The 24991-nt window shown below is 64.8% G+C and carries 22 protein-coding genes and 1 pseudogene; 14 read left to right on the top strand and 9 right to left on the bottom strand.

All coding sequences use genetic code 11. The features are described from left to right. Positions 1–27: 27 nt before the first annotated feature. The gene (locus BLQ10_RS20590; RefSeq protein ID WP_091564859.1) at positions 28–645 is read right to left on the bottom strand and encodes a TetR/AcrR family transcriptional regulator; all 618 of its coding nucleotides are present in this window, start codon (positions 643–645) and stop codon (positions 28–30) included. A 241-nt stretch (positions 646–886) separates the two neighbouring features. Between BLQ10_RS20590 and BLQ10_RS20585 the strand changes: the two genes are divergently transcribed. From BLQ10_RS20585 to BLQ10_RS20575, 3 genes are all read left to right on the top strand, one after another. Next, complete coding sequence (locus BLQ10_RS20585) at positions 887–4108, top strand: bifunctional cytochrome P450/NADPH--P450 reductase (RefSeq protein WP_091564858.1); 3222 nt, start codon at positions 887–889, stop codon at positions 4106–4108. Between the two features lie 56 nt (positions 4109–4164). Continuing rightward, positions 4165–4473, top strand: a complete 309-nt coding sequence (locus BLQ10_RS20580; protein ID WP_091564857.1) for a hypothetical protein — start codon at positions 4165–4167, stop codon at positions 4471–4473. Between the two features lie 160 nt (positions 4474–4633). Further along, on the top strand, positions 4634–5680 hold the full coding sequence (locus BLQ10_RS20575; RefSeq protein ID WP_091564856.1) for a zinc-binding dehydrogenase: 1047 nt from the start codon (positions 4634–4636) through the stop codon (positions 5678–5680). 100 nt (positions 5681–5780) lie between these two features. On the opposite strand, the gene BLQ10_RS20570 is transcribed toward BLQ10_RS20575, so the two are convergent. Then, entirely contained in the window at positions 5781–6479 is a 699-nt protein-coding gene (locus tag BLQ10_RS20570) for a TetR/AcrR family transcriptional regulator (protein ID WP_091564855.1), read from the bottom strand. Positions 6480–6608: 129 nt separating this feature from the next. Here BLQ10_RS20570 and BLQ10_RS20565 point away from each other — a divergent pair, with 129 nt between their 5' ends. The 5 genes from BLQ10_RS20565 (at position 6609) to BLQ10_RS20545 (ending at position 12859) form a co-directional block, all read left to right on the top strand. Then, positions 6609–7751: a VOC family protein gene (locus BLQ10_RS20565; protein ID WP_091564854.1), complete on the top strand. Its 1143-nt coding sequence runs from the start codon at positions 6609–6611 to the stop codon at positions 7749–7751. Further along, entirely contained in the window at positions 7748–8686 is a 939-nt protein-coding gene (locus tag BLQ10_RS20560) for a fumarylacetoacetate hydrolase family protein (RefSeq protein ID WP_091564853.1), read from the top strand. Before BLQ10_RS20565 ends, BLQ10_RS20560 begins: the two co-directional genes overlap by 4 nt. Positions 8687–8691: 5 nt before the next feature. Then, a complete protein-coding gene (locus tag BLQ10_RS20555; RefSeq protein WP_091564875.1) occupies positions 8692–10581 on the top strand; it encodes an acyl-CoA synthetase in 1890 nt (629 codons plus the stop codon). 61 nt (positions 10582–10642) lie between these two features. Beyond that, entirely contained in the window at positions 10643–12169 is a 1527-nt protein-coding gene (locus tag BLQ10_RS20550) for a bifunctional 3-(3-hydroxy-phenyl)propionate/3-hydroxycinnamic acid hydroxylase MhpA (RefSeq protein ID WP_091564852.1), read from the top strand. Positions 12170–12232: 63 nt separating this feature from the next. Further along, entirely contained in the window at positions 12233–12859 is a 627-nt protein-coding gene (locus BLQ10_RS20545; RefSeq protein ID WP_254785695.1) for a malonic semialdehyde reductase, read from the top strand. A gap of 317 nt (positions 12860–13176) precedes the next feature. Here BLQ10_RS20545 and BLQ10_RS20540 read toward each other — a convergent pair whose 3' ends face one another. After that, the gene (locus tag BLQ10_RS20540; protein WP_217635844.1) at positions 13177–13806 is read right to left on the bottom strand and encodes a TetR/AcrR family transcriptional regulator; all 630 of its coding nucleotides are present in this window, start codon (positions 13804–13806) and stop codon (positions 13177–13179) included. A 245-nt stretch (positions 13807–14051) separates the two neighbouring features. On the opposite strand from BLQ10_RS20540, the gene BLQ10_RS20535 reads away from it, so the two are divergent. Both BLQ10_RS20535 and BLQ10_RS20530 read left to right on the top strand, forming a co-directional pair. Beyond that, positions 14052–16013 (top strand): ABC transporter ATP-binding protein, encoded by a 1962-nt coding sequence (locus tag BLQ10_RS20535; RefSeq protein ID WP_091564849.1) that lies wholly within the window; start codon positions 14052–14054, stop codon positions 16011–16013. Then, complete coding sequence (locus BLQ10_RS20530) at positions 16013–17032, top strand: CHAD domain-containing protein (RefSeq protein ID WP_091564848.1); 1020 nt, start codon at positions 16013–16015, stop codon at positions 17030–17032. The genes BLQ10_RS20535 and BLQ10_RS20530 overlap by 1 nt, the downstream gene beginning before the upstream one ends. Positions 17033–17223: 191 nt before the next feature. Here BLQ10_RS20530 and BLQ10_RS20525 read toward each other — a convergent pair whose 3' ends face one another. Beyond that, positions 17224–17508 (bottom strand): hypothetical protein, encoded by a 285-nt coding sequence (locus BLQ10_RS20525; RefSeq protein WP_091564847.1) that lies wholly within the window; start codon positions 17506–17508, stop codon positions 17224–17226. 296 nt (positions 17509–17804) lie between these two features. Here BLQ10_RS20525 and BLQ10_RS20520 point away from each other — a divergent pair, with 296 nt between their 5' ends. Next, complete coding sequence (locus BLQ10_RS20520; RefSeq protein WP_091564846.1) at positions 17805–18419, top strand: hypothetical protein; 615 nt, start codon at positions 17805–17807, stop codon at positions 18417–18419. A gap of 410 nt (positions 18420–18829) precedes the next feature. On the opposite strand, the gene BLQ10_RS20515 is transcribed toward BLQ10_RS20520, so the two are convergent. The 4 genes from BLQ10_RS20515 to BLQ10_RS23165 all read right to left on the bottom strand — a co-directional run bounded on the left by BLQ10_RS20515 (position 18830) and on the right by BLQ10_RS23165 (position 20558). Then, on the bottom strand, positions 18830–19150 hold the full coding sequence (locus BLQ10_RS20515) for a DUF6804 family protein (RefSeq protein WP_091564845.1): 321 nt from the start codon (positions 19148–19150) through the stop codon (positions 18830–18832). Positions 19151–19180: 30 nt separating this feature from the next. Further along, positions 19181–19435: a hypothetical protein gene (locus BLQ10_RS20510; RefSeq protein WP_091564844.1), complete on the bottom strand. Its 255-nt coding sequence runs from the start codon at positions 19433–19435 to the stop codon at positions 19181–19183. A 272-nt stretch (positions 19436–19707) separates the two neighbouring features. Next, complete coding sequence (locus BLQ10_RS22210; RefSeq protein WP_139164307.1) at positions 19708–19908, bottom strand: hypothetical protein; 201 nt, start codon at positions 19906–19908, stop codon at positions 19708–19710. 464 nt (positions 19909–20372) lie between these two features. Then, complete coding sequence (locus BLQ10_RS23165; RefSeq protein WP_091564843.1) at positions 20373–20558, bottom strand: DUF4236 domain-containing protein; 186 nt, start codon at positions 20556–20558, stop codon at positions 20373–20375. 264 nt (positions 20559–20822) lie between these two features. Between BLQ10_RS23165 and BLQ10_RS20500 the strand changes: the two genes are divergently transcribed. The 3 genes and pseudogenes from BLQ10_RS20500 to BLQ10_RS22880 form a co-directional block, all read left to right on the top strand. After that, a complete protein-coding gene (locus tag BLQ10_RS20500; RefSeq protein WP_139164306.1) occupies positions 20823–21392 on the top strand; it encodes a hypothetical protein in 570 nt (189 codons plus the stop codon). 422 nt (positions 21393–21814) lie between these two features. Beyond that, positions 21815–22747 carry a DUF4429 domain-containing protein gene (locus tag BLQ10_RS20495; RefSeq protein ID WP_091564841.1) on the top strand — a complete coding sequence of 311 codons (933 nt, stop codon included), beginning with the start codon at positions 21815–21817 and terminating at the stop codon, positions 22745–22747. Positions 22748–23114: 367 nt separating this feature from the next. Further along, a pseudogene (locus tag BLQ10_RS22880) lies at positions 23115–23308 on the top strand (IS3 family transposase); the annotation flags it as partial. Positions 23309–23470: 162 nt separating this feature from the next. Here BLQ10_RS22880 and BLQ10_RS20490 read toward each other — a convergent pair. Beyond that, positions 23471–24898: a hypothetical protein gene (locus BLQ10_RS20490; RefSeq protein ID WP_091564840.1), complete on the bottom strand. Its 1428-nt coding sequence runs from the start codon at positions 24896–24898 to the stop codon at positions 23471–23473. Between the last annotated feature and the right edge of the window lie 93 nt (positions 24899–24991).

Below are 24991 nucleotides of genomic sequence, written 5' to 3'. Positions count from 1 at the left end.
AGGCCGGAACGCTACAGGACCACACCATCAATGGTCGGCGCCCTGGCCTTCACCAAAGACGGCGAGTTGGCCCTCCAGGCCCATGATGATCGTGTCCAGCGCCAGGTGGAAGACGCGGTTCTCGTCAAGGCCTGGAGGGGTGAGCCCGTCTTCGCCATCAGTGGGGGGTTTGAGGCTCGACCACCGGTGGAGCGTGCCGGTGAGTTCGGCGGTGAGGACACCGTTGATGGCGAAGCCCACGAGAGCGGTGAAATGAGAGAGCTCCGAGTGCGGCACTCCTGCGGCGTCCAGGATCGCGGTGAGCTCAATCCAGAACGGGTCGTCGGGCTGGATGAAGTCCGACTGGAGGCTGAACGAGTAGCCCATGAACCTGGGGTGGCGTTGCGCCAGCGTCCGGAAATCCGTGGCGAGCAGGCGGATGCGCTCCTGCCAGGGAGCGTCCTCGGACTTCACGGTGCGGAACTGGGCGCCGACCATTCTCGCCACGCCGCGCAGCACAGCGTCCTTGTTCGGCACGTGGTAGTAGAGCGACATCGGGTTCGCATCGAGCGCGGTGGCAAGTTTACGCATGGTGAGCGCCTCAACCCCGTCCTCGTCGATGAGCCGCAGGGCGGCGGCGTAGATCCCGGCCTCGGTCAGAGGCACCTCTCTCTTCCTGGTCCCCCGCGGGGAACTCTTCGTCTTTTCCATACTCGGACACTATCAAATTCGTACAGCGTATGGAAATAACCTCGCCGTGCGGCGGAATGACAGTCACCCAAGGCTCAGGGTTGCGGTCGACCTTTCATACATTGTATGGTTGCATTTCCATACGGCGTACGTTTCTGTGATGCATCCCCGCATCGCCGGCGGCCTAGCCGATCCCCCCTCTACAGAGGAGCAAGCCATGACCACACAGTCCAAGAACGACTCGCGACCCATCAGGTCTCCGCGCGGGGTCCCGCTCTTCGGCCACACGCCGCAGATCCCCAGCACTAACCCGGTGGAATACTTCGGCGAACTGTCCAAGCAGTTCCCCGAGGGGCTCTACAGCATGGAGATCGCCGGCATCGAGCAGGTCTTCGTTTGGGACCCGGACCTGGTGGCCGAGGTTTGCGACGAGACGCGGTTCTTCAAGCAGATCGACAAGACGCCGCTGGCCCACGTCCGTGACTTCACGGGCGCCGGCCTGTTCACGGCCCACCAGCACGAGGAGGAATGGGGCATGGCGCACCGAGTCCTTCTCCCGGCCTTCAGCCAGCGGGCGATGAAGGGCTACTACGGGCAGATGCTGGAGATCGCCCAGAACCTGGTGGGCAAGTGGGAGCGCAGGGAGGGCCAGTCGGTCAACATCACCGACGACTACACCCGGCTGACCCTGGACACCATCGCCCTGTCAGGGTTCGGCTACCGGTTCGACTCCTTCGCCAAGGAGGATCTGCACCCCTTCCTCAACGCGCTGTTGGAGGCGCTGGTTGAGTCACTGCGGCGCACGCAGGAGCTGCCGATGATGACCAAATTGCGCAAGGCCGATGACACGAAGTACCGCGCGAACATCCAACTGATGCGGGACCTCGTCGAGAGTGTGATCAAGGAGCGCCGTGAGGGGAAGGGCACCGCCGAGGATGACCTGCTGGGTCTGATGCTGGAGGCCACCGACCCGGAGACCGGCAAGGGGCTGGACGACGACAACGTCCGTGACCAGGTGGTGACGTTCCTGATCGCCGGTCACGAGACCACCAGTGGCCTGCTGTCGTTCGCCACGTACTCGCTGATGCGTAACCCGCACGTGCTGGCCCAGGCCTACGCCGAGGTGGACCGACTGCTGCCGGGAGACACGGTCCCGGACTACGACACGATCATGCAGATGGACGTGATCCCGCGCATTCTCGAGGAGACCCTGCGCCTGTGGGCTCCCATCCCGATGATCGGCAAGTCCCCGCTGGAGGACACCGTCATTGGCGGCTGCTACGAGCTGAGGAAGGGAGCACGGGTCAACATCCTCGAGGGCCCGCTGCACACCCACCCCAACGCGTGGGACCGGCCGGAGGAGTTCGACATCAACCGGTGGCTGCCGGAGAACCGGGTCAACCACCACCCGCACGCCTACAAGCCGTTCGGCAACGGCGTGCGTGCCTGCATCGGCCGCCAGTTCGCGCTCACCGAAGCCCGTCTGGCCCTCGCGCTGGTGCTGCAGAAGTTCAAGTTGGCCGACACCAACGACTACAAGATGGACGTCAAGGAGGCGCTGACGCGCAAGCCCGCCGGCTTCGAACTGAAAGTGCGGTCCCGTCAGGAGCACGAGCGGACCGTGTTCGGCGCAGTGGACCTGCAGACTGGCGACACGCGGGCGCAGGCCGCGGTCAGCGGTGTCGGGGTGAACCTGACAGTCGCCTACGGCTCCAGCCTCGGCTCGTGCGAGGACCTGGCGCGCACCATCGCCGACCGCAGTGAGCGCTCCGGCTTCGGCACCACGCTGGTCGGTCTGGACAAGCTGGGCGACAACCTGCCCACCGAGGGCCTGCTTGTCGTGGTGGCCTCCAGCTACAACGGTAAGGCCCCGGACAACGCCCAGCGTTTCGACGACCTTCTCGCCTCCGGACTCCCGGAGGGTTCGCTGTCGAACGTGCGGTTCGCGCTGCTGGGGGCCGGCAACACCCAGTGGGTGGCCACTTACCAGGGCTTCCCAAAGCGGATCGAGGGAGGCCTGCTGGCCGCCGGCGCCACCCCCGTCATCGAGCGCGGCGCCGCGGATGCCGCCGGTGATTTCGACGGCATGGCCACCCGCTGGATGGAATCCCTGTGGGCCACGCTGGCCGAGGAGTACGCCGCAGACACCTCCGAGGCGAGCAGCCCGCGCTTCCAGGTGCAGCTGCTCACCGAGGCGGACGTGCGCCCCGCGATCGTCTCCGAGCAGGCCTACCCCCTCACGGTGGTGGCCAACGAGGAACTAGTGGCCGACGCGACCGGCCTATGGGACTTCAGCCTCGAACCGCCGCGCCCGTCGGCGAAGTCCATCACGATCGGGCTGCCGGAGGGTGTCACCTACGAGACTGGCAACCATCTGGCCGTCTTCGCAAAGAACGAGCCGGCCCTTGTGAACCGCGCCCTCGCACGGCTCGGCGTCGACCGCGATCAGGCCCTGCGCCTGGAGCAGCCCGCCGGCGGCCGCACCCACCTCCCGGTGGGCACCCCTGTGACTGCAGGACTGCTGCTCACCGAGTTCCTGGAGCTGCAGGACGTGGCCACCCGCTCTCAGATGCAGACGCTGGCCGAGCACACCGAGTGCCCGTGGACCCGACCGCAGCTGCAGGCCTACACGGCCGACACCGCCGAAGCCGAGGAGCGCTATCAGACTGAGATCCTGGGCAAGCGGGTCTCCGTGCTGGGCCTGCTGGAGCGCTTCCGGGCGGTCGAGCTGCCGCTGGCGGTCTTCCTCGACATGATGGGCCCGATCCGCCCGCGGTTCTATTCCATTTCCTCCGCCCCGCTGGCCAACCCCCGCCACGTGCGCCTGACCGTGGGCCTGCTGGAAGGCCCGGCCCTGTCCGGTGACGGCCAGTACCGGGGCACCTGCTCGTCCTACATCGGTGGCCTTGAGCCCGGGGACGTCTTCTACGGCTACGTGCGCGTGCCCTCCCCGACCTTCGCCCCGCCGGCCGACCCCGCCACGCCGCTGATCCTCATCGGCCCCGGCACCGGCATAGCGCCACTGCGCGGCTTCCTGGAGGAGCGCGCCTCGCAGCACGAGAAGGGCACCGAGGTGGGTCTGTCGCAGGTCTTCGTCGGCTGCCGTCACCCGGAGCACGACTACTTCTACCGGCAGGAGATGCAGGACTGGGAGCAGGCCGGGATTGCCCAGGTGCACACCGCCTATTCCGCGGTGACCGGCCACCCGGCCCGGTTCGTCCAGAACGCCATCGCCAACGTCGCCGATACGGTGTGGCAGGCCATTGAAGACGGCGCGTACATCTACGTCTGCGGCGACGGCCGCCGCATGGCGCCCGCCGTGCGCGAGGCCCTCGCGGCGATCTACCGCGAGCGGACCGGCAGCGACAACGAGGCCGCCCAGCAGTGGTTCGCGCAGCTCGAGGCCGATGAGCGCTACCAGCAGGACGTCTTCGCCTGATCCCCCGACGGCGGCGCGAACCGCCGTGAAACGCCGCTCACAGAAAGCAGATCACCATGCACACCATGCTCGCCCGACGCTTCCACCAGGACATCCTGGCCGGCATCAGCCCCAGGCCCCTCACCATCACCGAGGGCCGGACCTTCAACCACCGAGACAAGCAAGTCAACGAAGGAATCACCATGGCGACGGAAACCCAGGCCGCGGCCGCCCCTCAAGGAGGCATGCTGACAGCCACCGGCAACACCGACGCAACGACATGTCCACCATCGCACCTTTCCTCTGCTCACCCTGAGCACCGACAGGCTGGGGTGCTGACCCATGCGCCATGGGCCGGCTGGTACTGCGAGACCGCAGCTGACTGAAAACCACGGCGGTGCTCACCCAATCTCCTGATTCCCCAGACGCCGGGAGGGTGCGGCGGACCCGACACCGCACCCTCCCGGCCACCACCCACTTGCGAAAGACCACAACCACGGCAGGCCCGAACCTCCGGGAAATGCCGCTCACAGAAAGCAGATCACTATGCATACCATGCTCGCCGGACGCTTCCACCTGGACAGCAAGAAGTTCGCCGTGGAGGAGGTCCCCGTCCCCGTTCCGGGCCCGGGTGAAATTCTGATCGAAGTGAAGGCCGCAGGTGTTTGCCTGTCGGACGTCCACCTGCTCGACGGTTCCCTCGTCCCGCTGTTCGCCACCTCCGACGCGGTCACAGTCGGACACGAGGTCGCCGGTGTGATCCACACCCTCGGCCCCGACCTCAAGCGCGGCCTGACCGTCGGCACCCGCGTCACGCTTGAGGCCGGCAAGACCTGCGGCCAGTGCGCCGGCTGCGTGCGCCGCCGCCCCTGTACCCAGATGCTCACCGCCGGCATCGACTACGACGGCGGCTGGGCCCAGTACACCGTGGCCCGCGAGGACACGCTCATCCCCATCCCCGACAACCTCCCCTTCGATCAGGCAGCGATCATCCCCGACGCGGTTTCCACCCCCTACGCCGCCGTCGTTGCCACCGCCGGGGTGCGTCCCGCACAGTCCGTCGGCATCTGGGGCGTCGGCGGAGTCGGCGCCCACAACGTCCGCGTCGCCCGCATGGCCGGCGCCGCGCCGGTCATCGCCGTCGACCCGCTGCCCAGCGCCCGCGAGCGTGCCCTGGCCTTCGGTGCGGACTTCGCCCTGGACCCCGCCGCCGACGACTTCGCCGACCACATCCGCACGGCTACGGGCGGACGAGGCTTGGACTTCGCCTTCGACTGCGCCGGCGTGCCCGCCGTCCGAGAGCAGGCCGCCTCTGTACTCGGCCTCAACGGCGCCCTCATCCTGGTCGGCATCAGCCCCAGGCCCCTCACCATCACCGAGGGCCTGACCTTCAACTACCTCGGCAAGCAGGTGCGCGGCCACTACGGCGGCACCCCCGAGTCCGTCAGCGAGCTGGTCCGGCTGGCCGAGGTCGGCCGTCTAGACCTCGCCCCCTCGATCACCGACCACTTCCCGCTCGCCGAGGCCGCCGCCGCGGTGAACCGGCTGGCGAACAAGATCGGCGACCCGATCCGCCTCATCCTGGTGCCCTGACACCTGAACAGAAGTTCGTCAAGACCACCTCGGCAGGAGCGAGTGGGCGCCGGTGCTTGAGGGAGCACCGGCGCCGGCTCTCATCCCGAGGTCAGGCAATTCAGCGGGCAGCGTCTCCGTTCGCTGTCACCTCGTCGACGGCACCGCGCAGCCCGGCAGTACGGAGTTCGGGGAGTGGACTGCGACATATTGCATGCGCTTCGTTGGCAGACACACCCAGCATTCGCAGCAGCGCCTCGGTCGCCCGGTCCGTCGTCTCGGCGTCGTCGCGGTCCGGTTCGGCATGGATGAGCTGTCCGAGGAAGGTTGCCGCGCCGACGGCGCACACCACGGCGACGTCGACGTCTTTCATTGTGAACCGGCCGGATTCGACGCCGGCCTCGATGTCACGCCGAACACGCGGTGTCAGTCCTTTCTGCGCACCCAGGAGGTCGAGGGCGTTGTGCAGGATCACCTTGCTGAGCTGAGGTTCACGGCGGTGGAAGCGACCGGTCAACCGGAAGCTGGTCGCAAACGCGACGGCGGGGTCGTCGACGCCTGTGGTGAGCTCGTCGAGGACCGCGCCGAGGAGGTCCATGACGTGCTCGACCGCTGCCTCGAACAGCTGGTCTTTCGACTCAAAGTGGTTGTAGAAGGAGCCGATCCCAACGTCCGCGGCCTGAGTGATCTCCAGCACCGGCGTGTTGGTCTGTCCTTGAGCCAGGAAGGACTGTGCTGCCCGGACCAACGCGGCGCGAGTCTGCGCCTTCCGTCGATGGGACCGGGTTGGTTCCGGGGACGAGGCTGGGGCTTGGGTCATCGCTGGCTCCTTGAAGTCATCCGGTCATAGGAATCCTACCAGCGCGCCATAAATAGTGAAGAAATCTTCAACTACCTTGACTGACGATATCTTCATAACCGAATATATATTCAGAAAGTGAGGCCATCCATGAACGACCACCATGACCACCTTGGGACCCACAGCGACCTGCACAGTGAGCAAGGGGCGCTGCGAGGCGAGCACCGCGGACGGGCGGCGAACCCGATCATCAAGGTGCATGACATCGCCTGGCTCGAGTTCCAGAAGCCGGACCTGCTCGCTGCAGAGACCTTCGCGCACGCCTTCGGCTTCGCCACGAGCCTGCGCACCCCTGACGAGCTGCACCTCCGAGGCACCGACACCGGAGCGCCGTGCGTGATCGTACGGCGCGGACCGAGATCGCAGTACCTTGGTGCCGCGTTCACTGCGGCCGAGGCCTCGGACGTCCTTCGCCTGGCTGACGCGACAGGCACGACCTCGAAAAAACTACCGGAGACGATCGGTGGCATAGGGGTCGACCTCTTGGATCCGAGCGGCGCTGCGATTCGCGTCGTCGCAGACACGCACAAACTCCCTTCGCTGCCGGCCCAGACGCCCCTCACGTTCAACGTCGGCCACGAGCTGACGCGGGCCAACCAGACCCAGCGGCCACTGCGTCAACCAGCGACGGTTCAGCGCCTCGGCCACGTCGTGCTGCAGAGCACAAAGTACCGTGAAACGCTCGACTGGTACCTGCAGCATCTCGGGCTGATCGTCAGTGACTTCCTCTACTACCCGGGCCAGCGCGAGCGCGGTCCGACAATGAGCTTCATCCGCTGCGACCGGGGTTCGACACCAACCGACCATCACACCATCGCGATGACGCTGGGCCCGACGAATCGCTACGTGCACTCGGCATACCAGGTCGCTGACCTCGACGCCCTCGCCGCCGGCGGTGAGCTTCTGCGCGACCTTGGGTACCACCGTTCGTGGGGGATCGGCCGCCACATCCAAGGCAGCCAAATCTTCGACTACTGGCGCGACCCCAACGGCTTCCTGGTGGAGCACTTCACCGATGGGGACATGTTCGACTGCACCCTCGAGCCCGGTTGGGCACAAATGTCCGCCTCCGGTCTCGCCCAGTGGGGCCCTGCGGCCAGCAAGGACTTCCTCGGTATCGCCCCTGGCCGGGAGTCGCTGCGCGAGCTGGCCTCGATGGTCTCCGCGCTCCGCGACGACAACGAGTTCGATTTCACGCGCCTACGCGGCCTGATGAAAGTAGCCACCTCATGACCGTCTCCATCCTGCGTACCGCCGAAGATTGGTGGGTCCACACGCCCACCGGTGCAGCCCGTATCGCCACCCCTGCGACCACCACGGGCGAGCTGCTCGCCGATCGGGCGGCCATCCAGGCCGCGATCGGCGGCAGCGAAACTGTCCCGGTGGAAAACCTCGACCTCATCTCGCCGATCACAGTGCCGTGCCGCGTGGTGGCCCAGATGACGAACTTCGCCTCACACGTGAGGGACGCCGGCATGGATCCTAAAAAAATCCCACTGACCTTCTTCCGCAAGTCCTCGGGCTCGATCAGCGGGCCCCATGACGACGTCGTCCGGCCCGGGCACGTGCGGTTCCTCGACTACGAGGCTGAGATCGGCCTCGTCATGGGCCAAGAGACCCCGGTCGGCTCTGTGATCACTGAGGACACGATCGCCGACTACGTCGCTGGGCTCGTGATCACCAACGACATCTCGGCCCGCGACCTGCAACTTCCGAAGACCCAGTTCTACGAGTCCAAGTCCTACCCGAGCTTTACGCCCACCGGGCCGACGCTCGTGCTCTTCGACGCGGAGGACTGGAACCGCTTTGGCGAGCTGCGGTTGCGGCTGTGGGTAAACGGCGAGATCCGTCAGGACATGACGGTGGCCGACATGATCTACCTCCCCGTCCAGGCGTTGCGGGCCCTCACCCGCTTCCAGCACCTCTCCCCGGGCGACCTGGTCCTGACCGGCACCCCTGTTGGCACCGCACTGAGCGCACCACCGAAGCCAGTCGAGATCATCAGCAATCTGCTACCCCCGGCCACTAAGTGGCGCCTGTTCTTCAAGGCCCAGGGCCGCAATCCGAAGTACCTCAAGAGCGGTGACGTCATCGAGATCGCCATCAGCACCGACGACGGGAAGATCGACCTGGGGCGCCAGCGCACGACGGTGAGGGACGCCCGGTGAACGGCATGCCCCTCTGGCCGCGGTACTCGAGCCCAGATGACATTGTCGAGATCGAGAGGACCCCCCTCTCCGAACGCGGACTTCCGGCATCGACGTACGAGCTGCTGTGTCGAGCCGCCCGGCTCTGGCCGGATCGGACGGCGGCGGCAGTACTTCGGAACACTGAACGCTGGCAGGAACCCGTCAAGCTGACGTTCGCTGGGCTTCTCGCCAATGTGAACCGGATAGCGAACCTGCTGGCAGAAATCGGGGTCGGCCGCCAGGACACCGTGGCCTTGCTCTCGCCCAACTGCCAGGAGCTCATCTCCGCGACCCTGGCCGCCCAGGCTGCCGGAATCGCCGTCCCGATCAACCCCGGCTTGTCCGAGGACCACATTGCCGAGCTGCTCCAGCGCTCGGGCGCGCGTGTGCTGGTGGCCGCCGGGCCCGATCTCGATCCCGTCGTCACCGAGGCCGCTTTCAGCCTCGCGAAGAAGGGCCTGGTGGACTGCGTGCTCCTCATGTCACCGACCGGGCAGGCACCAGCCGGCCCGGCCTCGACCGTCGGAGACGCAAGCGTGGACTACCTGACACGCCGGGCAGCAGACGCGTCGTCCGAGCAGTTCCACGGTGATCAGCCCGGACCAGGCGATCTCGCGGCGCTCTTCCACACTGGCGGCACGACCGGCACCCCGAAGCTGGCGGCACACACCCAAGCCAACGAGGTCGCCGACGCCTGGATGCTCGCAGCCAACGACCTCCTCGACGAGGACGCCGTGTACTTCGCCGCCCTGCCGTTGTTCCACGTCAATGCCCTCGTGGTAACCGTCCTCGCTCCCCTTTTCAAGGGCCAGTCGGTCGTGTGGTCCGGACCGCTGGGCTACCGCGACCCTGCCCTCTACGGCGTCTTCTGGAAGCTGGTCGAGCACCACCGGCTTACCGCGATGAGCGCCGTCCCTACCGTCTACGCCACGCTCGCCGCGTCTGTCGTGAATGCCGACATCAGCAGCCTGCGCCACGCCATGGTCGGAGCCAGTCCCTTGCCCGCCGCCGTGCGTGCCGGCTTCGAGACAGCCACCGGCGTCGCCCTCATCGAAGGGTACGGCCTGACGGAAGGGACGTGCGTTAGTGTACGGAGCTTCCCAGGCGCCACCGGGAGTTCGCTCGGCTGTCGGCTGCCCTACCAAGAGATCAAGTCGGTGCGCGTCGACGACGATGGACACTGGCATGATGTCGGACTAGGCATAAGCGGCCAGCTGGTGATCAAGGGCCCGACGGTCTTTCCCGGCTACGTCATCAGCAACGGCCCCGACGGCCTCTTGCTCGACGGCCTTGGCAAACTGCGGGACGGCTGGCTCGACACCGGCGACCTCGGACAGGTCGATGAACACGGATTCGTCCAGCTCACCGGTCGTGCCAAAGATCTGATCATCCGAGGCGGCCACAACATCGACCCCGCAATCGTCGAGGACGCCCTCCTCACCCACCCTGACGTGACGGGCGCAGCGGCGGTCGGCAGACCCGACCGGTATGCGGGAGAGGTACCCGTCGCCTACGTAACATTAGCTGCGGGTGCGACCACCAGGACAGAGGACCTGATCCGATGGGCGGATGACCGGGTCGGGGAACGGGCGTCCTCGCCGAAGTCGGTCACAATCGTCGACCAGCTTCCGGTCACTGGCGTCGGCAAACTATACAAGCTCGCGCTCCGGGCGGACGCCACCAGGGTAGTGCTGAGCGAGGCCTTGCGGGAGATGGCCGCCGTGCACGCCGTGGAGACCGAAATCGAGGACGGCACGATAGTCGTCACCGTGAGTGCTGACGAGGCATCGCATGCGACCGTCAAGTGCGCCCTCGACGAGTACGGCGTCCGATGGCGGATTACGCATCAGCCAGCACGAAAGGCGGATCGATGATCATCGTCCTCACGGTAGCGGGACTCGTCAGCTATCTTGTTCTCGTTACGGCGGCAATAGTATGAGCGCCCACAACGATGGCGCGGCGCCGGTGGTCGTGGTCGGCGCTGGCCCTTCCGGGCTGGCTGTCGCCACCCTACTCGGCCAATACGGCGTCGAGTGCCTCGTCCTGGACCGCTGGGAGGGCGTTTATCCGCTGCCACGGGCGGTACATCTCGACGACGAGGTCTATCGCATCCTCAACCGTCTAGGCGTGGGGACGCAATTCGCTGGGCTCAGCCGCCCTGCACACGGACTACGTTTGCTCGCACCCGACCACCGAGTGCTCGCGGAGTTCCAGCGACCGGCCGATGGCGGCGCCCACGGCTATCCCCAAGCGAACATGTTTGACCAGCCGGACCTCGAGCAGCTCATGCGCAACAACCTCCGGATCATGCCTACGGTGACCCTGCGTGGAAATGTCGAGGTTCTGCGTGTGACCCAAAGCAACGCGGAAGCCCAGGTGGACTTCACGGATCGTGCCACGGGGGCACGCGAGTCGGTCCGTGCCAGCCACGTCCTCGGCTGCGACGGCGCCAGCAGCGTGGTGAGGGGGGCCATCGGCGCGGAGATGGAGGACCTGGGCTTCGAACAGCGCTGGCTGGTTGTCGATATCGACACCTCGGCGCAACTGAACCAGTGGGAAGGCATCCACCAGCTGTGCGACTCCCAGCGCGCCGGTACCTACATGCGCGTCGGTGAGCTCCGCTACCGCTGGGAGTTCCGGCTGCTGCCCGACGAGAATGCCGCCGACTTTGCGACGATGGATACCCTCCATCCGCTGATCCGGCCGTGGACCGGCGACGTCCCGGTGGACGATCTGCGCGTGATCCGGGTCGCCGACTACACCTTCCGCGCCCAGGTCGCCAATAAGTGGCGCGACCGCCGGGTCTTCCTCCTCGGCGACGCCGCTCACCTGAGTCCTCCTTTCATAGGTCAGGGCATGGGGGCGGGACTCCGAGATGCGATGAACCTGGCCTGGAAGCTCGCCGGTGTTCTTGCCGGCGACCTCCCCGCAACCGCGCTGGCCAGCTACCAGACCGAGCGCAAGCGGCACGCGAGAAGAACCATCACCGTCGCAAAGCTGTTCGGCCTCACCATGACCGCGGGTGGTCGGGTCGGTACTGGCCTGCGGAGGTTCCTCGCACCCGGCCTGCACCTCGTGGCAGGCCGTCCCGCACAGTCATGGACAGCTATACCCCTCGGCCCTCGGCTCTCGGCACTCGCCCGCACCTCCGCCGTCGGACGTCTCTGCCCGAACGCCCGCACCTCGGTCACCCCGGACGCCAACCGATTCGATGACGTCGCCGGAGACGGATTCGCGCTGCTGGCTCTCGCGATCACTCCCGAGGAGCGCGAACGGATCCTTCACAAGGGCGCGGCGCCCGTCGTCCCCGACCCCGGATCTGAGCTCCATCAGTGGCTCGTCCGACACCGGATCGCTGCTGCGGTTGTCCGCCCGGATCGCGCCGTGATGTTCACCTCCGACTCCGTCTCCGAGAGCCTCACCCTCCTGCCGTCGTTCCACTCGGCGGGCCCGAACCCCTAGCGGAGAGCGATGCTCGGACATCGGATCAAGCACGCCCATACCCGAACACACAAAAGGAACACCGTGAACCCCACCACAACCGAAGCCACGATCGACGACACTCTCGCCATCGACTCCGAGAGCACCCAACGGCTGTTCCTCGAAGCGCGGACCGCCAACAGATTCTCCTCCGAACCGGTGTCAGCCGACACGTTGGCCGCGATCTACGAGCTGACGAAGATGAGCCCCACGATGATGAACAACCAGCCGCTGCGCATCACCTGGGTCCAGTCACCCGAAGCACGCCAACGCCTTGCCTCGCTCCTGGCCGAAGACAATCAGGGAAAGACCCGCACCGCCCCGGCAGTCGCGGTGCTGTCCTATGACAGCGACTGGCACGAACATTTCCCAACGTTCTTCCCACCCGCACCCGAACGCAAAGCAATGTTCGACGGCGACAGCACCATGCGCGCCGAAATCGGCAGGAACAACGCCTGGCTCCAAGCCGGGTTCTTCATCATGGCGGTACGCGCAGTCGGACTCTATGCAGGCCCCATGGGCGGATTCGACGCCGCCGGCGTCGATGCGGACTTCAACGCCGGCACCACACACCGGGCGTTCCTGGTGGTCAACATCGGGAAACCAGGCGAGAACGCCTGGTTCCCACGTCTCCCCCGCCTCTCCGCCGATATCGCCGTACGAACTGTCTAACTGACCACATTCCGCAACAGGCAGATTTCCTCCTTCGCGCAGCGGAGAAGGAAACCCTGCCGGTTGTGGTGCGCAGGACACCCCACACCGGCGCCGCACGCCACGAGTGGACTCACCTAGTGGAAAACTGCAGAGCGCCATCTCCAGCACGACGTCGGGGGTGGTGCTCCGCTGTTTAACCTGACAGCAGAGCACTACCTTCCCGCTCGCAGCACGCGGCCACACTGTCGGTGCGGGCCTTCGCGACATTGTTGCGTGATCCTCGTGCGTTACGGCCTGAGCCCGCCCGACCACGGGCGCTCTGAGGCCGCAACGCTTCAGGACTGCGCAATCCAATGGCCGGCGCCCTGGCCGGCACCATCGGCGCCCAGTTGGCTCTCCAGGCCTATGATCATCGTGTCCAGCGTCAGGCGGAAGATTCGGACGTCACGGCCTCGAGGGGTGAGCCCGTCTTCGCCGTCAGTGGGGGGCTTGAGGCTCGACCACCGGTGGAGCGCGCCGTTGAGTTCGGCGGTGAGGACACCGGTGATGACAACGCCCCCGAGAGCGGTGAAATTCGGGAGCTCCGAGTGAGGCACTCCTGCGGCGTCCAGGATCGCGGTGAGCGCAACCAAGAACGGGTCTTCGGGCTGGATGAAGTCCACGTGGTGGCTGAACGAGTAGCCCATGAACATGGGGTGGCGGTGCGCCAGCGTCCGGAAATCCATGGCGAGAAGGCGAAGGCGCTCCTGCCAGGGAGCGTCCTCCAGCGTCACAGTGCGAAACTGGGTGCCGACCATTCTGGCCACCCCATGCAACACGGCGTCCTTGTTCGGCACGTGGTGGTACAGCGACATCGGGTTCGCATCGAGCGCGGTCGCGAGTTTGCGCATGGTGAGCGCCTCGACCCCGTCCGCGTCGATGAGCCGCAGGGCGGCGGCATAGATCCCGGCCTCGCTCAGAGGCACCTCTCTCTTCCTGGTTCCCCGCGGGGGACTCTTCGCCTTTTCCATACGGGGACGGTACCAGATTCATACATCGTATGAAAAATGCCCCGGCCGCACGGCGGCGGATGACGGTCGCCCGCACGGCTACGGTTGCGCTTCATCTTCCATACATTGTATGGTTGCAGTTCCATACAATGTATGTTTCCGTGGTGCACCCCGCACCGTCGGCGCCCTAGCCCGTCCCGCACTGCACAGAGGACCAACCCATGACCGCACAGTCCAAGAACGACCTGCGACCCAGGACAACGCCTGAAAAGAACCCCCCCGAATCGCTGTTCAGCGTTTCCTGCGGCCAACGGCCCCATCCCTCGAAAACCCGTCTCACCCTGGCCAACGCAGTCAAACCCCAAAGACAGGGCGCCGGTCGGCGTTCGCGCTGGGATCTCAGCACTCTGCGCGAGCTGTGGCGGTTCAAGGACTACGGCCGGCCCGAGCGGAAGTCGCTGGTCCTGGGCGTGCTGATGAACGGCGGGCAAATGGCCGCCAATCTTGCCGCCCCCTGGCCGCTGGCGCTGGTCATCAACGACCTGCTCCAGGACAAGGGCCAGGGCAAGAGCGCGATCCTGCACACCGTCGCCGGGTGGTTCGGCGGTTCGTCGATGGCGATGCTGCTGGTCGCGGCGAGCGCCGTGGTGCTGATCACCGCTGCCGCGGGGATGTTCTCCTACCTGGGCGACATGTACATGAATGGGTCCGGCCAGCGGATCACCTCGCGCATCCGCGCGGATGTGTTCGCCTACACCCAGCGGCTGCCGATGGCCTTCCACGACCGGCAGGCCGTCGGCGAGCTGACCAGCCGGGTCGTTTCCGACACGTCAACGGTGGAATCGACCCTGCGGGATGTGGGCACCGACCTCGTCCCGTCCGTGCTCACCCTGGTCGGTACCGCCGCCGTGATGGTCGCGGTGGACTGGCGCCTCGGGCTGATCGGGCTCGTCGTCGCCCCGCTGGTGTTCCTGACCGCCAACCACTTCGCCGGCCTGACCCGGCAGTACGCCCGTCGCAAGCGCGCCGCCACCGGCGGCCTGACCGGGCTCGTCACCGAGTCCCTGATGGGCATCCGCACAGTGCACGCGTTCGGCAACCAGCAGGTGCAGGACCAGCGGTTCGCCACGCAGAACGACAACGTGCTCAGCCTGTCGCTGCGCTCGGTCAAGGTCAGCGCCAAGTTCTCCCCCACCCTGCAGCTGGTGGCCGCCGTGGGCACGGCGCTGGTGTTGTTCGTCGGCGGTTGCGGAGCGCTGAACGGCTGGTGGCAGGTCGGGGTGCTGGTGGTCGTCACCAGCTACCTCAAGAGCATGCTCGCGCCGATGAAGTCCCTGGCCAAGCTGGCACCCAGCTTCACCCAGGGCGCCGCCTCCGCCCAACGGATCGCCGACATCCTCGACCAGCCCACCGACCACCAGGGCACCGACGAGCCGCTGCCGGCCCGCGTCGACGGCCGCATCGAGCTGCGCAAGGTCGGGCTGGACTACGGCACCGGCCGCGGACCGGTCTTCACCGACGTCGACCTGACCGTCACCCCTGGCGAGCGTATCGCCCTGCTCGGTGACAACGGCGCCGGCAAGTCCACCCTCCTGTCCGTGATCGGCGGCCTCTACCGTCCCACCACCGGCCAGGTCCTGCTCGACGGGCACTCCGTCCCCGACGTCCCGGAGCACTGGCTGCACCAGCAGGTGGCTATGGTCCTGCAGGACACCTTCCTGTTCTCCGGCACACTGGTCGACAACATCCGTTACGGCCGCCCCGCCGCCACGGACGCCGAGGTGGCTGCCGCCGCCGAGGCGGCCCTGGTCAGTGAGTTCGCCGAGGACCTCCCCGACGGGCTCGACACCACCGTCGGTACCGGCGGGACCGGGCTGTCCGGCGGGCAGCGCCAGCGCGTCGGCATCGCCCGCGCACTGCTCGTCGACGCCCCCGTCGTGCTCCTCGACGAACCCACTGCCGGCCTGGACGTTCACGCCGAGGAACTCGTTGTCCAGGCGCTGGGCCGGCTCGTCGAAGGTCGCACGATCATCGCAACGACGCATCGGCCCGCGGTCACTGCGCTGGCCACCCGCACCGTCTACCTGCGCCAAGGTGGCGTCCTGGACGCCGAGCTGCCCGAGACCGCCCCGGCAGACCCTTCCGCCGACCGCACCCGCCTCGCAATCATCGGAGCCCTCTAATGACCACCACCGCGACGAACACCCAAGAGCCGTCCACCCGCCGCACCAGCTCGTCGAAGAGCCTGACGGCGACCGCGTCCCTGCCCACGGCCGGCGAGGTGGTGCTGCAGGCCCTCCTCGCCCAGACCAAGGCGCTTCGGGAGGCCGAGCGCAAGGTGCGCGACGGCGACCCGAAGGCGGTCACCAAGATGCGGGTTGCCATCCGCCAGCTACGTTCCACCCTTCGCGGCTTCTCCCGCATCCTCGATCGGCAGGTCACCCGGCCGGTGCGCGCCGAGCTGGCCTGGCTGGGCCGCCAGCTCGGCGAGGAGAACGACACCCAGGAGACACTCAAAGAGCTGAAACGACAGCACGACGCCCTGCCGTCGGAGTTGATCGTTGGCCCGGTGGTCGACGACGCCCGGACCGTGCTGGACCAGCTCGTCGTCCGTAGCGGCCAGACCACCCATGCCGCGCTCGACAGCGATCGCTACGCCGCGCTCCGTCAAGTGCTCGACTGGCCGCCGGCCGACCCGCCCTTCACCGAGCGCGCGGCGCGGCCCGCGGCGGAGGAGCTGCCGAAGAGCATCGCCAAGGCGCTGTGCACGCTCGACCGTCACCTCGTGGCCGGCCAGGCGCTGCCCGCGGGGACGGAGCGGGATGAGGCGCTGCACGAGGCCCGCAAGGCCGACAAGCAACTCCGCTACGTAATCGACGTCGCCACCCCTGTCGTCGGCAAACCCGCCCGGCGGCTGGGCCGGCAGGCCAAGAAGCTACAGGACCTGCTCGGCGACTACCAGGACGCGGTCGTGACCCGCCCACTGCTGCAGGAGCTCGGTTCCGCCGCGTCGGCCAACGGTCATCCGACCAGCACGTACTACCTGGTGGACGCTCTGGAGCAGATCCGCACCGACCGTGTTCTGGAAAAGCTTCCGCGCCGGCTAAGCCGCCTCTACGAGGAGGCGGCCTGGCTGCCCAACGCCGCCTCCCTCCAGTACGACCCGGGGACGTCAGCCGCGCGGACCGGGAGCGGGAACTGAAACGCACCAGAGCTGCCAACTCGAGCGTTGCCTGCGGTCGACGGGCCCGCCGCAGGCGTGCGTCCACTCGGTCTCAACTGACCACCAAGGCCAGACAGCTCCGGCCGCATCGCGGGCCTGACCCCGCGACGCGGCCGGAACCGGGGCGCACTTTCGCCGGATGAACGGTGGGCCAAAACGAGGCAGCGTCTTTACCCAGGAACGGTGAAGAAGCTTATCGGGTCATCGGCGCCGAGCAGGTCGTGATGGAACATGATCGCGTCCACGGGGCGGGTGTCCAGGAAGAGCACTGCCACTGCCCCGGAGTGGACCACCGTGTACCGGATGAGGCCGTCCACCCAGGAATGGATCCCGGTGTACTCCTCGACGTCCAGCCCGTCACCGAGCAGGCCCCGCTCCGAGAGCAGGTCATAGACAACATTCCAGCCGCGATCCATCAGGTCGTTGATCGCTGCCTCCACCGTTGGAGCCGTCATGCGGCAATCATCCCACCGGCCTGCGACAGCGTTCCGGACCAAGATCGCGTGTCGCCAAAACTCCCCGGACACGCCTTCAGCACCGGGGCTGCGACTGGGTTGCTGGCACGTAACGGTGTTTCTGGCGATGCTGGTGATGGTTGCCATCGTCGCCTTGGCCGTAACACTTATCGTCCTCTGGTCGGTGCGCTGGACCGGGCGGAAGAACAACGGTGACGGTTCGGCGCCACCCTCTTCTTAGGTGGCGGCATAGACTTCCAGTAACCACCTCGCCATCCCGGCCCGAAGGACACCTCATGGTTGCTCTCGATCCCCAGTACATGACGTTCGACTACCGCTGCGAATACCGGGGCATCCCGGGCCCGGATCACGACGTCGAGGACTATCCGATGAACTGGTCAGTCGCCGTCGACGGGACAGTCTGGGAGCAGGATGAAGCGGGGATCCCCATCGGGGACGGCGAGGAGGTCCATGTCGGCGACGCGCGGTTCACGGTCGTACCGGACGCGGGCCTAATCGACCTCTTCGACACCTTGGACGCGGTCGACCAGGAACTGGCCAATGTCGCTGAGATGCTCACCATCGAGCGGCCCGACCTGATGACCAGCGCCGGGATGGAACTGGGCGGTGACCTGTTGGTCTTGTCCTCGCTGTGGATCGACTCTAAGTACCGGGGCCACCGGATCGGGCACTCGGTCCTTGAAGCGATCCTCGGCACCGTGGGCCGGGCCACCACCTTGGTCATCCTGCAGGCCTCCCCCGCGCCCACCGACGGAGGGCCCGAGGAGGGCAGCCCGGAGCATGCAGCGGCGAAGGACGCGCTTCGCCGGTACTGGTCGGACTTTGGCTTCCAGGAAGCCGCCGGCGACTATCTCGTGCTTGGCGACATGGCTGACGCTTCCGACGCCTGAGTCGCGGCGTGCTGTCGCTTCCCTAGCCCACCGCCGGCTGGCGCTCAGGGAACCGCTACAGCCAATGTGAGATTCCAGCCTATCTGAACCATTCCGCACAGTTGATCCCACTGTTTCCGCCTGTTTTCTATCGGCTCGAAATCTTGGTGTTCCAACTTAGTTGACACTTTTGCAGCGGCACTTAGTTCGACCCCCGTTCGTGATGTCGTCGGCGGACGTCCTTCGGGTTTTGCAGTCGTCGCCCTCCAATCCGGTCCACTTACGGCATATCGCTCTTTGTTCAGGGACGGCCCTCAATAGGTAATGGACGCTGTCTGTGGCATCGTGTCGCCCACAGTGCAGGGCCAGCCCTGATGGCCGGGACAGACACGAACGATCGGCCTCTGCGTCAGCGAGTTTTCCAACAACGCTCAGGCGCGCGTTTTCGCTGGCGCCTTGTCCGCCTGAGTTCCAGCTACGGCCAGAATCACAGCTGCGGCCATATCCCAAGGTACCCAGGCCGCTCTCGTCATCAGGTACACGGGGGCGATCGGATTGAACAGGATGGCCACCGGCACCAAGAGGAACAGCCAGCCCGCTTTGCCGTTCTGCGAGGCCAAGACAGCAATCCAGGCGGCGGCGATGCAGACACCCCATCTGAGCTGTGTGTAGTAGCCGATGGGCAGCGGCCCGAGTCCGATAAGAATGAGGGCGGCTGCGGCCGCGCCGATGATGGTGGCCGTCTTTGCCATGGTGGGATGCTTTCGGCTGGAAGTTCAGGGTCAGAGTGAGTCCGGACGAGGCTGCGCTGCCTTATCCCTGTCTGATCGCCCTTTGTTGTAGAAGTACACGGCCGCGATGACTCCGGCGATGATGAGCAGCGTTATCAGCCCGCTCTGGTTACTGTTGCGCTCGAGTTCGCGCATACACGCATCAAAGCCCTGGATCCCCGATTGCTCTTGGCCCAGGCAATAGTCCGCCTGTTCCTCGGACGACGCCAAAAGTGTCAATGCCTTGAATGTCAGTCCAGTCCCCATTTCGCGATCATAGACGGCTTGCGGCAACTGAAGAAACGTTACGGAGACGCCGGCGCTGTCCGCCCGCACACAGTTGAGAGCATAGCCCGACGTCGATAGCCAAGCCGACTACTACGACGTCACCTTGTCGGGGAGAACTTCAATGAAGACGGACTGCTCGAGCGAGTGCCGCAAATTACGCCCCCACGCTGCACTTCCCAGCTTCGGTACAGGCCAGCATCGCACTTGAAGCTCTGCGGCGGTGTCACATGGAATGGACCTGAGGTTGCGCTTTATTCTTCTCCAAGCTTCCGCCGTGACTCCTCGTGGGCTTTAACCACGCCAAAGGCTGTCCTTCTTGCTTGGTCGAGCTTGAGATCATCCGCGGGTGCAACAGGCGTAGTCATAGCTGCGGCATGCTGTGCATTCGGTTCTTCGCGTTGGCGAATCATGGCTGCAGTATGCTCTTCAATCGGCTGGTTCTGGCGTTGCATCAAGGCAATTTGTAGCTCGTTCTCGCGTTCGATGGAGGCAGTTTGCCTCCGCGCCTCGATGGCTGCCTGCCGCGTAGCTTTGGCTGTAAGGCGGATATTCCTGGCTACCTTTTCAGGTTCCGACCTGTATCCAATAAGCCCGCCGGTCAGACCTATGCTAAAAGTCTTTCGAATAAGCCCAATTGCGCTCCCGGTCTTTCATTCCAAGTGGACAAAGCGTACATGCAAAGTTGCCCAGCCTCCACGCGGTGCTCGAGAGACGAAACGGACCTAAAGGACTGGGCTTGAGGTCTGGAATAGGCCAAGGCAACGAGGGGAAGCGCGCCGGTGACTGGATCCTGACAGCTCACGCCCCTGAACCCGAGTCAACCCGCTCAGGACCGGAGCGACCTTCGTGCTGAGTGGGCAGACTAGGAAACCCCTGCCGGTCATTGCAACTGGCGACGGTTTCGCTGCCTCGTGCGCTAGCGCCGCTTGCCAAACCTGAAGGAAAGGCCCGGCAGGAGACGTAGGCTACCGCCACTTCTGCTGTTGAGAGTCATGCGACCGAGACGCTTTGAAATACTCACACCAGACTTTGAAATGTTGAACGCGGAGCCCTTGCCGAGCCTGACGCGCTTTCTGAAAACAAACCCACGTCCTCCCCCCATTTGTTGTCGTACCCAGACCCTATTGCCTCTCAGGTGGCAAAGAAAGACATTGAAGCAGTGCGGCGGCTGCTGACTCGGCGGGAACGAAGTCTGCAAAATGACGGGCCTGAACGCGCCGGTTGGAGAAGGAAGAAGACGGCCGCGGGGTCCAAAACCAGGTTCAGAAGCAGCCCATGTGCGCGTCGCCACGGTGCTGCGCGTCATGCCGGGTTCCCCGGCGCTAGGATTCATGCGGCACCACCCACCGACTACGAAAGCAGGACCATGTCAGCTTTGCCTGGCACGTGGCGTGAACCGCACCGCGACGTTAAGATCCCCTTCCCGCAAGCGCTCCAGGAGTGGGCCGAGGCGTCAGTGCCGATGCTGGAAGGCGTGGCCCGGAACTACGGCGGCTACATCACCTATTCGGAGCTCGCCTCACGGCTTGTTGACGCAACGGGGATCCACACCGGCCAGCTCCTCTCGAACTGGAGCGGGAAACTGCTGAACCAGGTGATTCACCTTTGCCTGGAGCGAGGCCTGCCGGCGCTTTCGTCCCTGGTCGTCCACGCGACAGACGGGATGGTCGGTTCCGGTTTTGACCATGTGCCGCGCGCCTCGGGCCGGGATGTCCCGGGCACCGAGCTCGAGCGCGAACGGGCCGCAGCGGCCGAGCGCCTGGAATGCTACCGGGCGTACTGCAAGGACGTGCCGGCGGATGCCGAGCCCCAGCTGACGCTCAAATATGAAGCGCGTGTGAACCCGGTGAAAAAGGAAGCGCCCAGGTCGAAACCGGTCTGCGTCGTGCACGGGATCCAGCTACCGGTATCCGGTGTCTGCGACGACTGCGCGTAGGCGCGTCCGGTAACATCCCGTCGGCACTCAACCAGGGCGGGTTCAGTGGGATCAGCAAAGCGCTGTCGATCCAGATGGCGAATATTGGCGCAAACTCCTGAAGCCCCAATCCGACCAACGGCATTACTGCGGCGGTTAGACTTTCTCCAGTCTCCGCGCACATCGGTACTGGGGGCGAGCAGTAATGGATCACCATGGTCCTCCGAAAATGTGGGCCCCGATCCAGACTTCACGGTTGATGCCGCGCACTACGATCTTCCGCTCGTTGGCCGTCAAGCCTGACTGCAGCGGAGTCCCCGTGATGCGTCGAAGAGCCGTCCGCTGCGTCCTCGCCATTTCGCCCCTTCGAGCAAGAACGGGGCAGTTTTACTGCAATTTCAGCTTCACACAACCGCGATTCGACAGCACTTAGGACTCGACCCATGGATCTCAAAAGCAGGGAAGGCAGCGCCTCCCTCCGGGACGACAGCATCGTCCTGACCTTCAGCAACAAGACGGCTGCTACGCCCGACAAGCGAGCTCTCAGCCCGCGCGTCATCCCCCTGAACCATGTATGGAAGATCGACTTTCGTCCACCCACAAAATTGATCCACGGCTATCTCCGCATCATCGTGCGCGAACACCAGAAAAAGCTGAATCCCGTCAGCGACACCTATGCGGTTGGGCTCAGCGCCTGGCGGAAGTCCGCAGAGTCGAAGGAGTTCGTTGCCCAATTGAAAGCCGCCGTAGACGCAGTCGAATACGAGACGCCATCGTCGCTGTCGGCAGAGGAAATCAAGAGGGAGACCCCGGTTTCGTTCAAGGAAGTCGTGAGCAGTTTCCAAGACCTCGCAGAGGGGTTTGACGATGTCCGCAAGAGCAACACTTCCTTCCGGGGCATTTCCCTCGCCGGACGAACTCTCACCAAAGGCCGGAAATCCTGGCCGGCCAGCGAATGCGAGATCATCATCGACAACGGGGCAAACGTCAGCTCCCGTGTGACCGCCACACGCGTCGCCGCCGGCGCGATGCTCGCAGGCTCAACCGGTGCCCTGATCGGATCCATCGCCAAGAAAGACCGAAGCTCGATCTACATGACGGTCATCACCCCTGACGACATCTTCATCGAGCACGTGTCAGGGCTCGATGAAGTGCACGCCAGGGATTTTGCCATGAAGGTGAAGCGGGCCGGAATGTTGCAGATCCGCGAGACTGCCGCAGGCGCCAAGCGGACAGTGCCGGGAGCGCCGGTTACCATCCTGAAATCCACACCCGTGCCGCCACCAGGAGTCCCTGCCGGATGGTATCCACGTGGCAACGTCCAGCAGTATTGGGACGGCAACGATTGGACGCAACACACGGCTCCGCTGGTCTAATCAGTGACCATCGGCTTGCCGCTCGAATCCGGTTACCTTGGGTTCGACGACAACGCGGTCATTTTGGGCAAGACCAACGCAGCGCTACGCCCGCCGACAGCACAACGGCAACAAGATCAAGGAATACTGCGAGTCGGTGGTCGGCAACCGGATCAAGTTCCTCTACGAATCAGCAGATAGCCGGCCGCAACTGACGTAGGACCGCGTCATCATTCGCTGACCCCGGCTCCCAGGAATCCGCATCTGACCGAAAGCCCTGTCCAGCGGACGCGATCACGCTACGTGCCGCCATTCCAAACAAGTTGGCCTGAGGCGCTCGGGTGATATCTGTGGGACATTTCCCGTTCGGCGCAGGGGCCTGAATACCTACGGTCTGCATGGATCGATGGGCAGAGTCGGCCATGCGGGAACAACGCCGCAATGGAGTCATTTTTCTCCCTGCTGCAAAAGAACGTTCTACCCGGAAACGATGGGACACCGGGACCGAAGCTCCGGCTCGCCATCGTGACGTGGATCGAGCGCAGCTACCACCGCAAACGCCACGAATGCGCCCTCGGACGCCACCTTGAACGGCCGAACGCCCGCACCATATGGAAGAGCCAGACGGCGTCTCAGACGTTACACAGCTGCCGCGTCTTCCGCCGCGCTGTGAGCGCCGCGAGAGGTTGCCGTGGGGTGGTGGTTGAGTCCCGAGTTAAGTAGCAAGTTCAAGTAGAAAGCGAGTCACGTCAGGTATCCTGTCAGCCGCCCGTAATTGACGAGCTTGCCCGCGACATAGTTGGCGATGTCTGCGCGACCGACCGCTGTCCGCCACATAAACTCCAGGCGGATACCCAAGCCGTCTCGCTCAACGTAGAGATCCGTTCGTCGGGTCGTACCGTTCGCAGCCAAAGGCTTCTCGACTGTGAACTTTTCAATCATCCCGGCGGCCAATAGGGCTTCACCGAACGCCCTATTCGGCCACGAGTCCTTAGTCCGAGCGATGTCGACGAGGTTGCTCATTGCGGCTTTGGTGTTGCTGCCTTCCTTTGGGCCTCGCTTCCGGGTTCCAAGCTGCTGCCCATCGAGGAGAAGGCCAAGTTGGCTGCCCGTGATTCTCTCTATCGCCTTCGCGTCCGGTTTTGTGTCCATGTTGCGGGACGCCATGGCGTCTTTCAATTTCTCGTCACCATACGACCGGGCCACAGCGAGCGCCGTCAGTGGATCGACATGGATTATTCGTGCGTCGAGAACCATTCCAAGAAGGCCGTATCGTTCAGGTTGCTTCTTCATATCAGCCAGCGCATTGGCTCCCGTGGATGTAAACAACCGGTCGATATCGACCTGCGAGAACCCGCCGCGAGTGAGGGCTGCAACGTCACCCTCACTATCGGATTCTCCGCCAGTGATCACGATAGTCCAGACCCGGCAACGCTCAGCGGCCGAAAGAACGCTCGCTGAATACGTATTTGCGTTCCCCTTCTTCCGAACTCGCTTGAGATAGTCGCCGAGTGTGGTGGACTCAGATGCGAGGCCTTCGGCCTCCTCGGAGGAAATGCCGTAGGCGGAAAGTGAGGCGCCAGAATTGAGGGCAGCGGTGGTTTGTTCCCCGATCGAAACCCACTCGCTCGACGGAGGCCCATCGAATAAATAAACGTTCTCTTCTGTGCCGATCAATGCACTGGCCCCGATGCTCTCGGCTGTCGAAGCCAGCTTTTCTGCTAGATCATTGGTATTGGTGGGCCATACAACGAGTGACGTGCGCCCAGTCGGAGCTCGAAGGAACGAATTTATCGCATGAAGACCCTCTTCGATTTCGCTCTCGGCGATCCTGCCCAAGGCTTCCCGCCCTTCGATGATGATGAGGCGGTATTCATCGGTAGTTGAGAGTGCTTCAAGCGCTTCTATGACGCTTTTGCCATATGGGATCCGCACTGTAACGACGTCAGGACGAAACATCGGGACTGTATCGAGGAAAGTAGTCTTTCCAGCCCCGCTATGCCCACGCAGGATTACCATGGCGCCAAAGCCGGAATTCGCGAGGTCGCTGAACTGGTCATCGATCATGTTGAGTCCCGATTGCACCGGCATGACTATCGAATCAAGTTCCTCACGGCCGCGGAGCACGTCGAAGCGATCTGGAAGAAACAGCTGAAGAGAAGGTTCATTCATATGGGAAGTCTGCCATGCACTCAGGCGGTGCTATTGCCAAATTGACCCATTCACCTCGGAGGAGCGCCGGTCAGACCTGCCGGAATGCGAGGA

The organism is Arthrobacter sp. ok362 (genome assembly GCF_900102785.1).
GTDB lineage: Bacteria > Actinomycetota > Actinomycetes > Actinomycetales > Micrococcaceae > Arthrobacter.
This window is presented reverse-complemented; position numbering and strand designations above follow the sequence as displayed.

What these genes read in the sequence shown, in the direction of transcription:
- BLQ10_RS20530 (WP_091564848.1), top strand. Translation starts at nt 16,013, where the DNA reads ATGACCACCACCGCGACGAACACCCAAGAGCCGTCCACCCGCCGCACC.
- BLQ10_RS20555 (WP_091564875.1), top strand. Translation starts at nt 8,692, where the DNA reads ATGCCCCTCTGGCCGCGGTACTCGAGCCCAGATGACATTGTCGAGATC.
- BLQ10_RS20495 (WP_091564841.1), top strand. Translation starts at nt 21,815, where the DNA reads ATGGATCTCAAAAGCAGGGAAGGCAGCGCCTCCCTCCGGGACGACAGC.
- BLQ10_RS20510 (WP_091564844.1), bottom strand. Translation starts at nt 19,435, where the DNA reads ATGGGGACTGGACTGACATTCAAGGCATTGACACTTTTGGCGTCGTCC.
- BLQ10_RS20500 (WP_139164306.1), top strand. Translation starts at nt 20,823, where the DNA reads ATGTCAGCTTTGCCTGGCACGTGGCGTGAACCGCACCGCGACGTTAAG.
- BLQ10_RS20565 (WP_091564854.1), top strand. Translation starts at nt 6,609, where the DNA reads ATGAACGACCACCATGACCACCTTGGGACCCACAGCGACCTGCACAGT.
- BLQ10_RS20560 (WP_091564853.1), top strand. Translation starts at nt 7,748, where the DNA reads ATGACCGTCTCCATCCTGCGTACCGCCGAAGATTGGTGGGTCCACACG.
- BLQ10_RS20520 (WP_091564846.1), top strand. Translation starts at nt 17,805, where the DNA reads ATGGTTGCTCTCGATCCCCAGTACATGACGTTCGACTACCGCTGCGAA.
- BLQ10_RS23165 (WP_091564843.1), bottom strand. Translation starts at nt 20,558, where the DNA reads ATGGGGGGAGGACGTGGGTTTGTTTTCAGAAAGCGCGTCAGGCTCGGC.
- BLQ10_RS20515 (WP_091564845.1), bottom strand. Translation starts at nt 19,150, where the DNA reads ATGGCAAAGACGGCCACCATCATCGGCGCGGCCGCAGCCGCCCTCATT.
- BLQ10_RS20490 (WP_091564840.1), bottom strand. Translation starts at nt 24,898, where the DNA reads ATGAATGAACCTTCTCTTCAGCTGTTTCTTCCAGATCGCTTCGACGTG.
- BLQ10_RS20525 (WP_091564847.1), bottom strand. Translation starts at nt 17,508, where the DNA reads ATGACGGCTCCAACGGTGGAGGCAGCGATCAACGACCTGATGGATCGC.
- BLQ10_RS20570 (WP_091564855.1), bottom strand. Translation starts at nt 6,479, where the DNA reads ATGACCCAAGCCCCAGCCTCGTCCCCGGAACCAACCCGGTCCCATCGA.
- BLQ10_RS20580 (WP_091564857.1), top strand. Translation starts at nt 4,165, where the DNA reads ATGCACACCATGCTCGCCCGACGCTTCCACCAGGACATCCTGGCCGGC.
- BLQ10_RS22210 (WP_139164307.1), bottom strand. Translation starts at nt 19,908, where the DNA reads ATGCAACGCCAGAACCAGCCGATTGAAGAGCATACTGCAGCCATGATT.
- BLQ10_RS20575 (WP_091564856.1), top strand. Translation starts at nt 4,634, where the DNA reads ATGCATACCATGCTCGCCGGACGCTTCCACCTGGACAGCAAGAAGTTC.
- BLQ10_RS20550 (WP_091564852.1), top strand. Translation starts at nt 10,643, where the DNA reads ATGAGCGCCCACAACGATGGCGCGGCGCCGGTGGTCGTGGTCGGCGCT.
- BLQ10_RS20585 (WP_091564858.1), top strand. Translation starts at nt 887, where the DNA reads ATGACCACACAGTCCAAGAACGACTCGCGACCCATCAGGTCTCCGCGC.
- BLQ10_RS20535 (WP_091564849.1), top strand. Translation starts at nt 14,052, where the DNA reads ATGACCGCACAGTCCAAGAACGACCTGCGACCCAGGACAACGCCTGAA.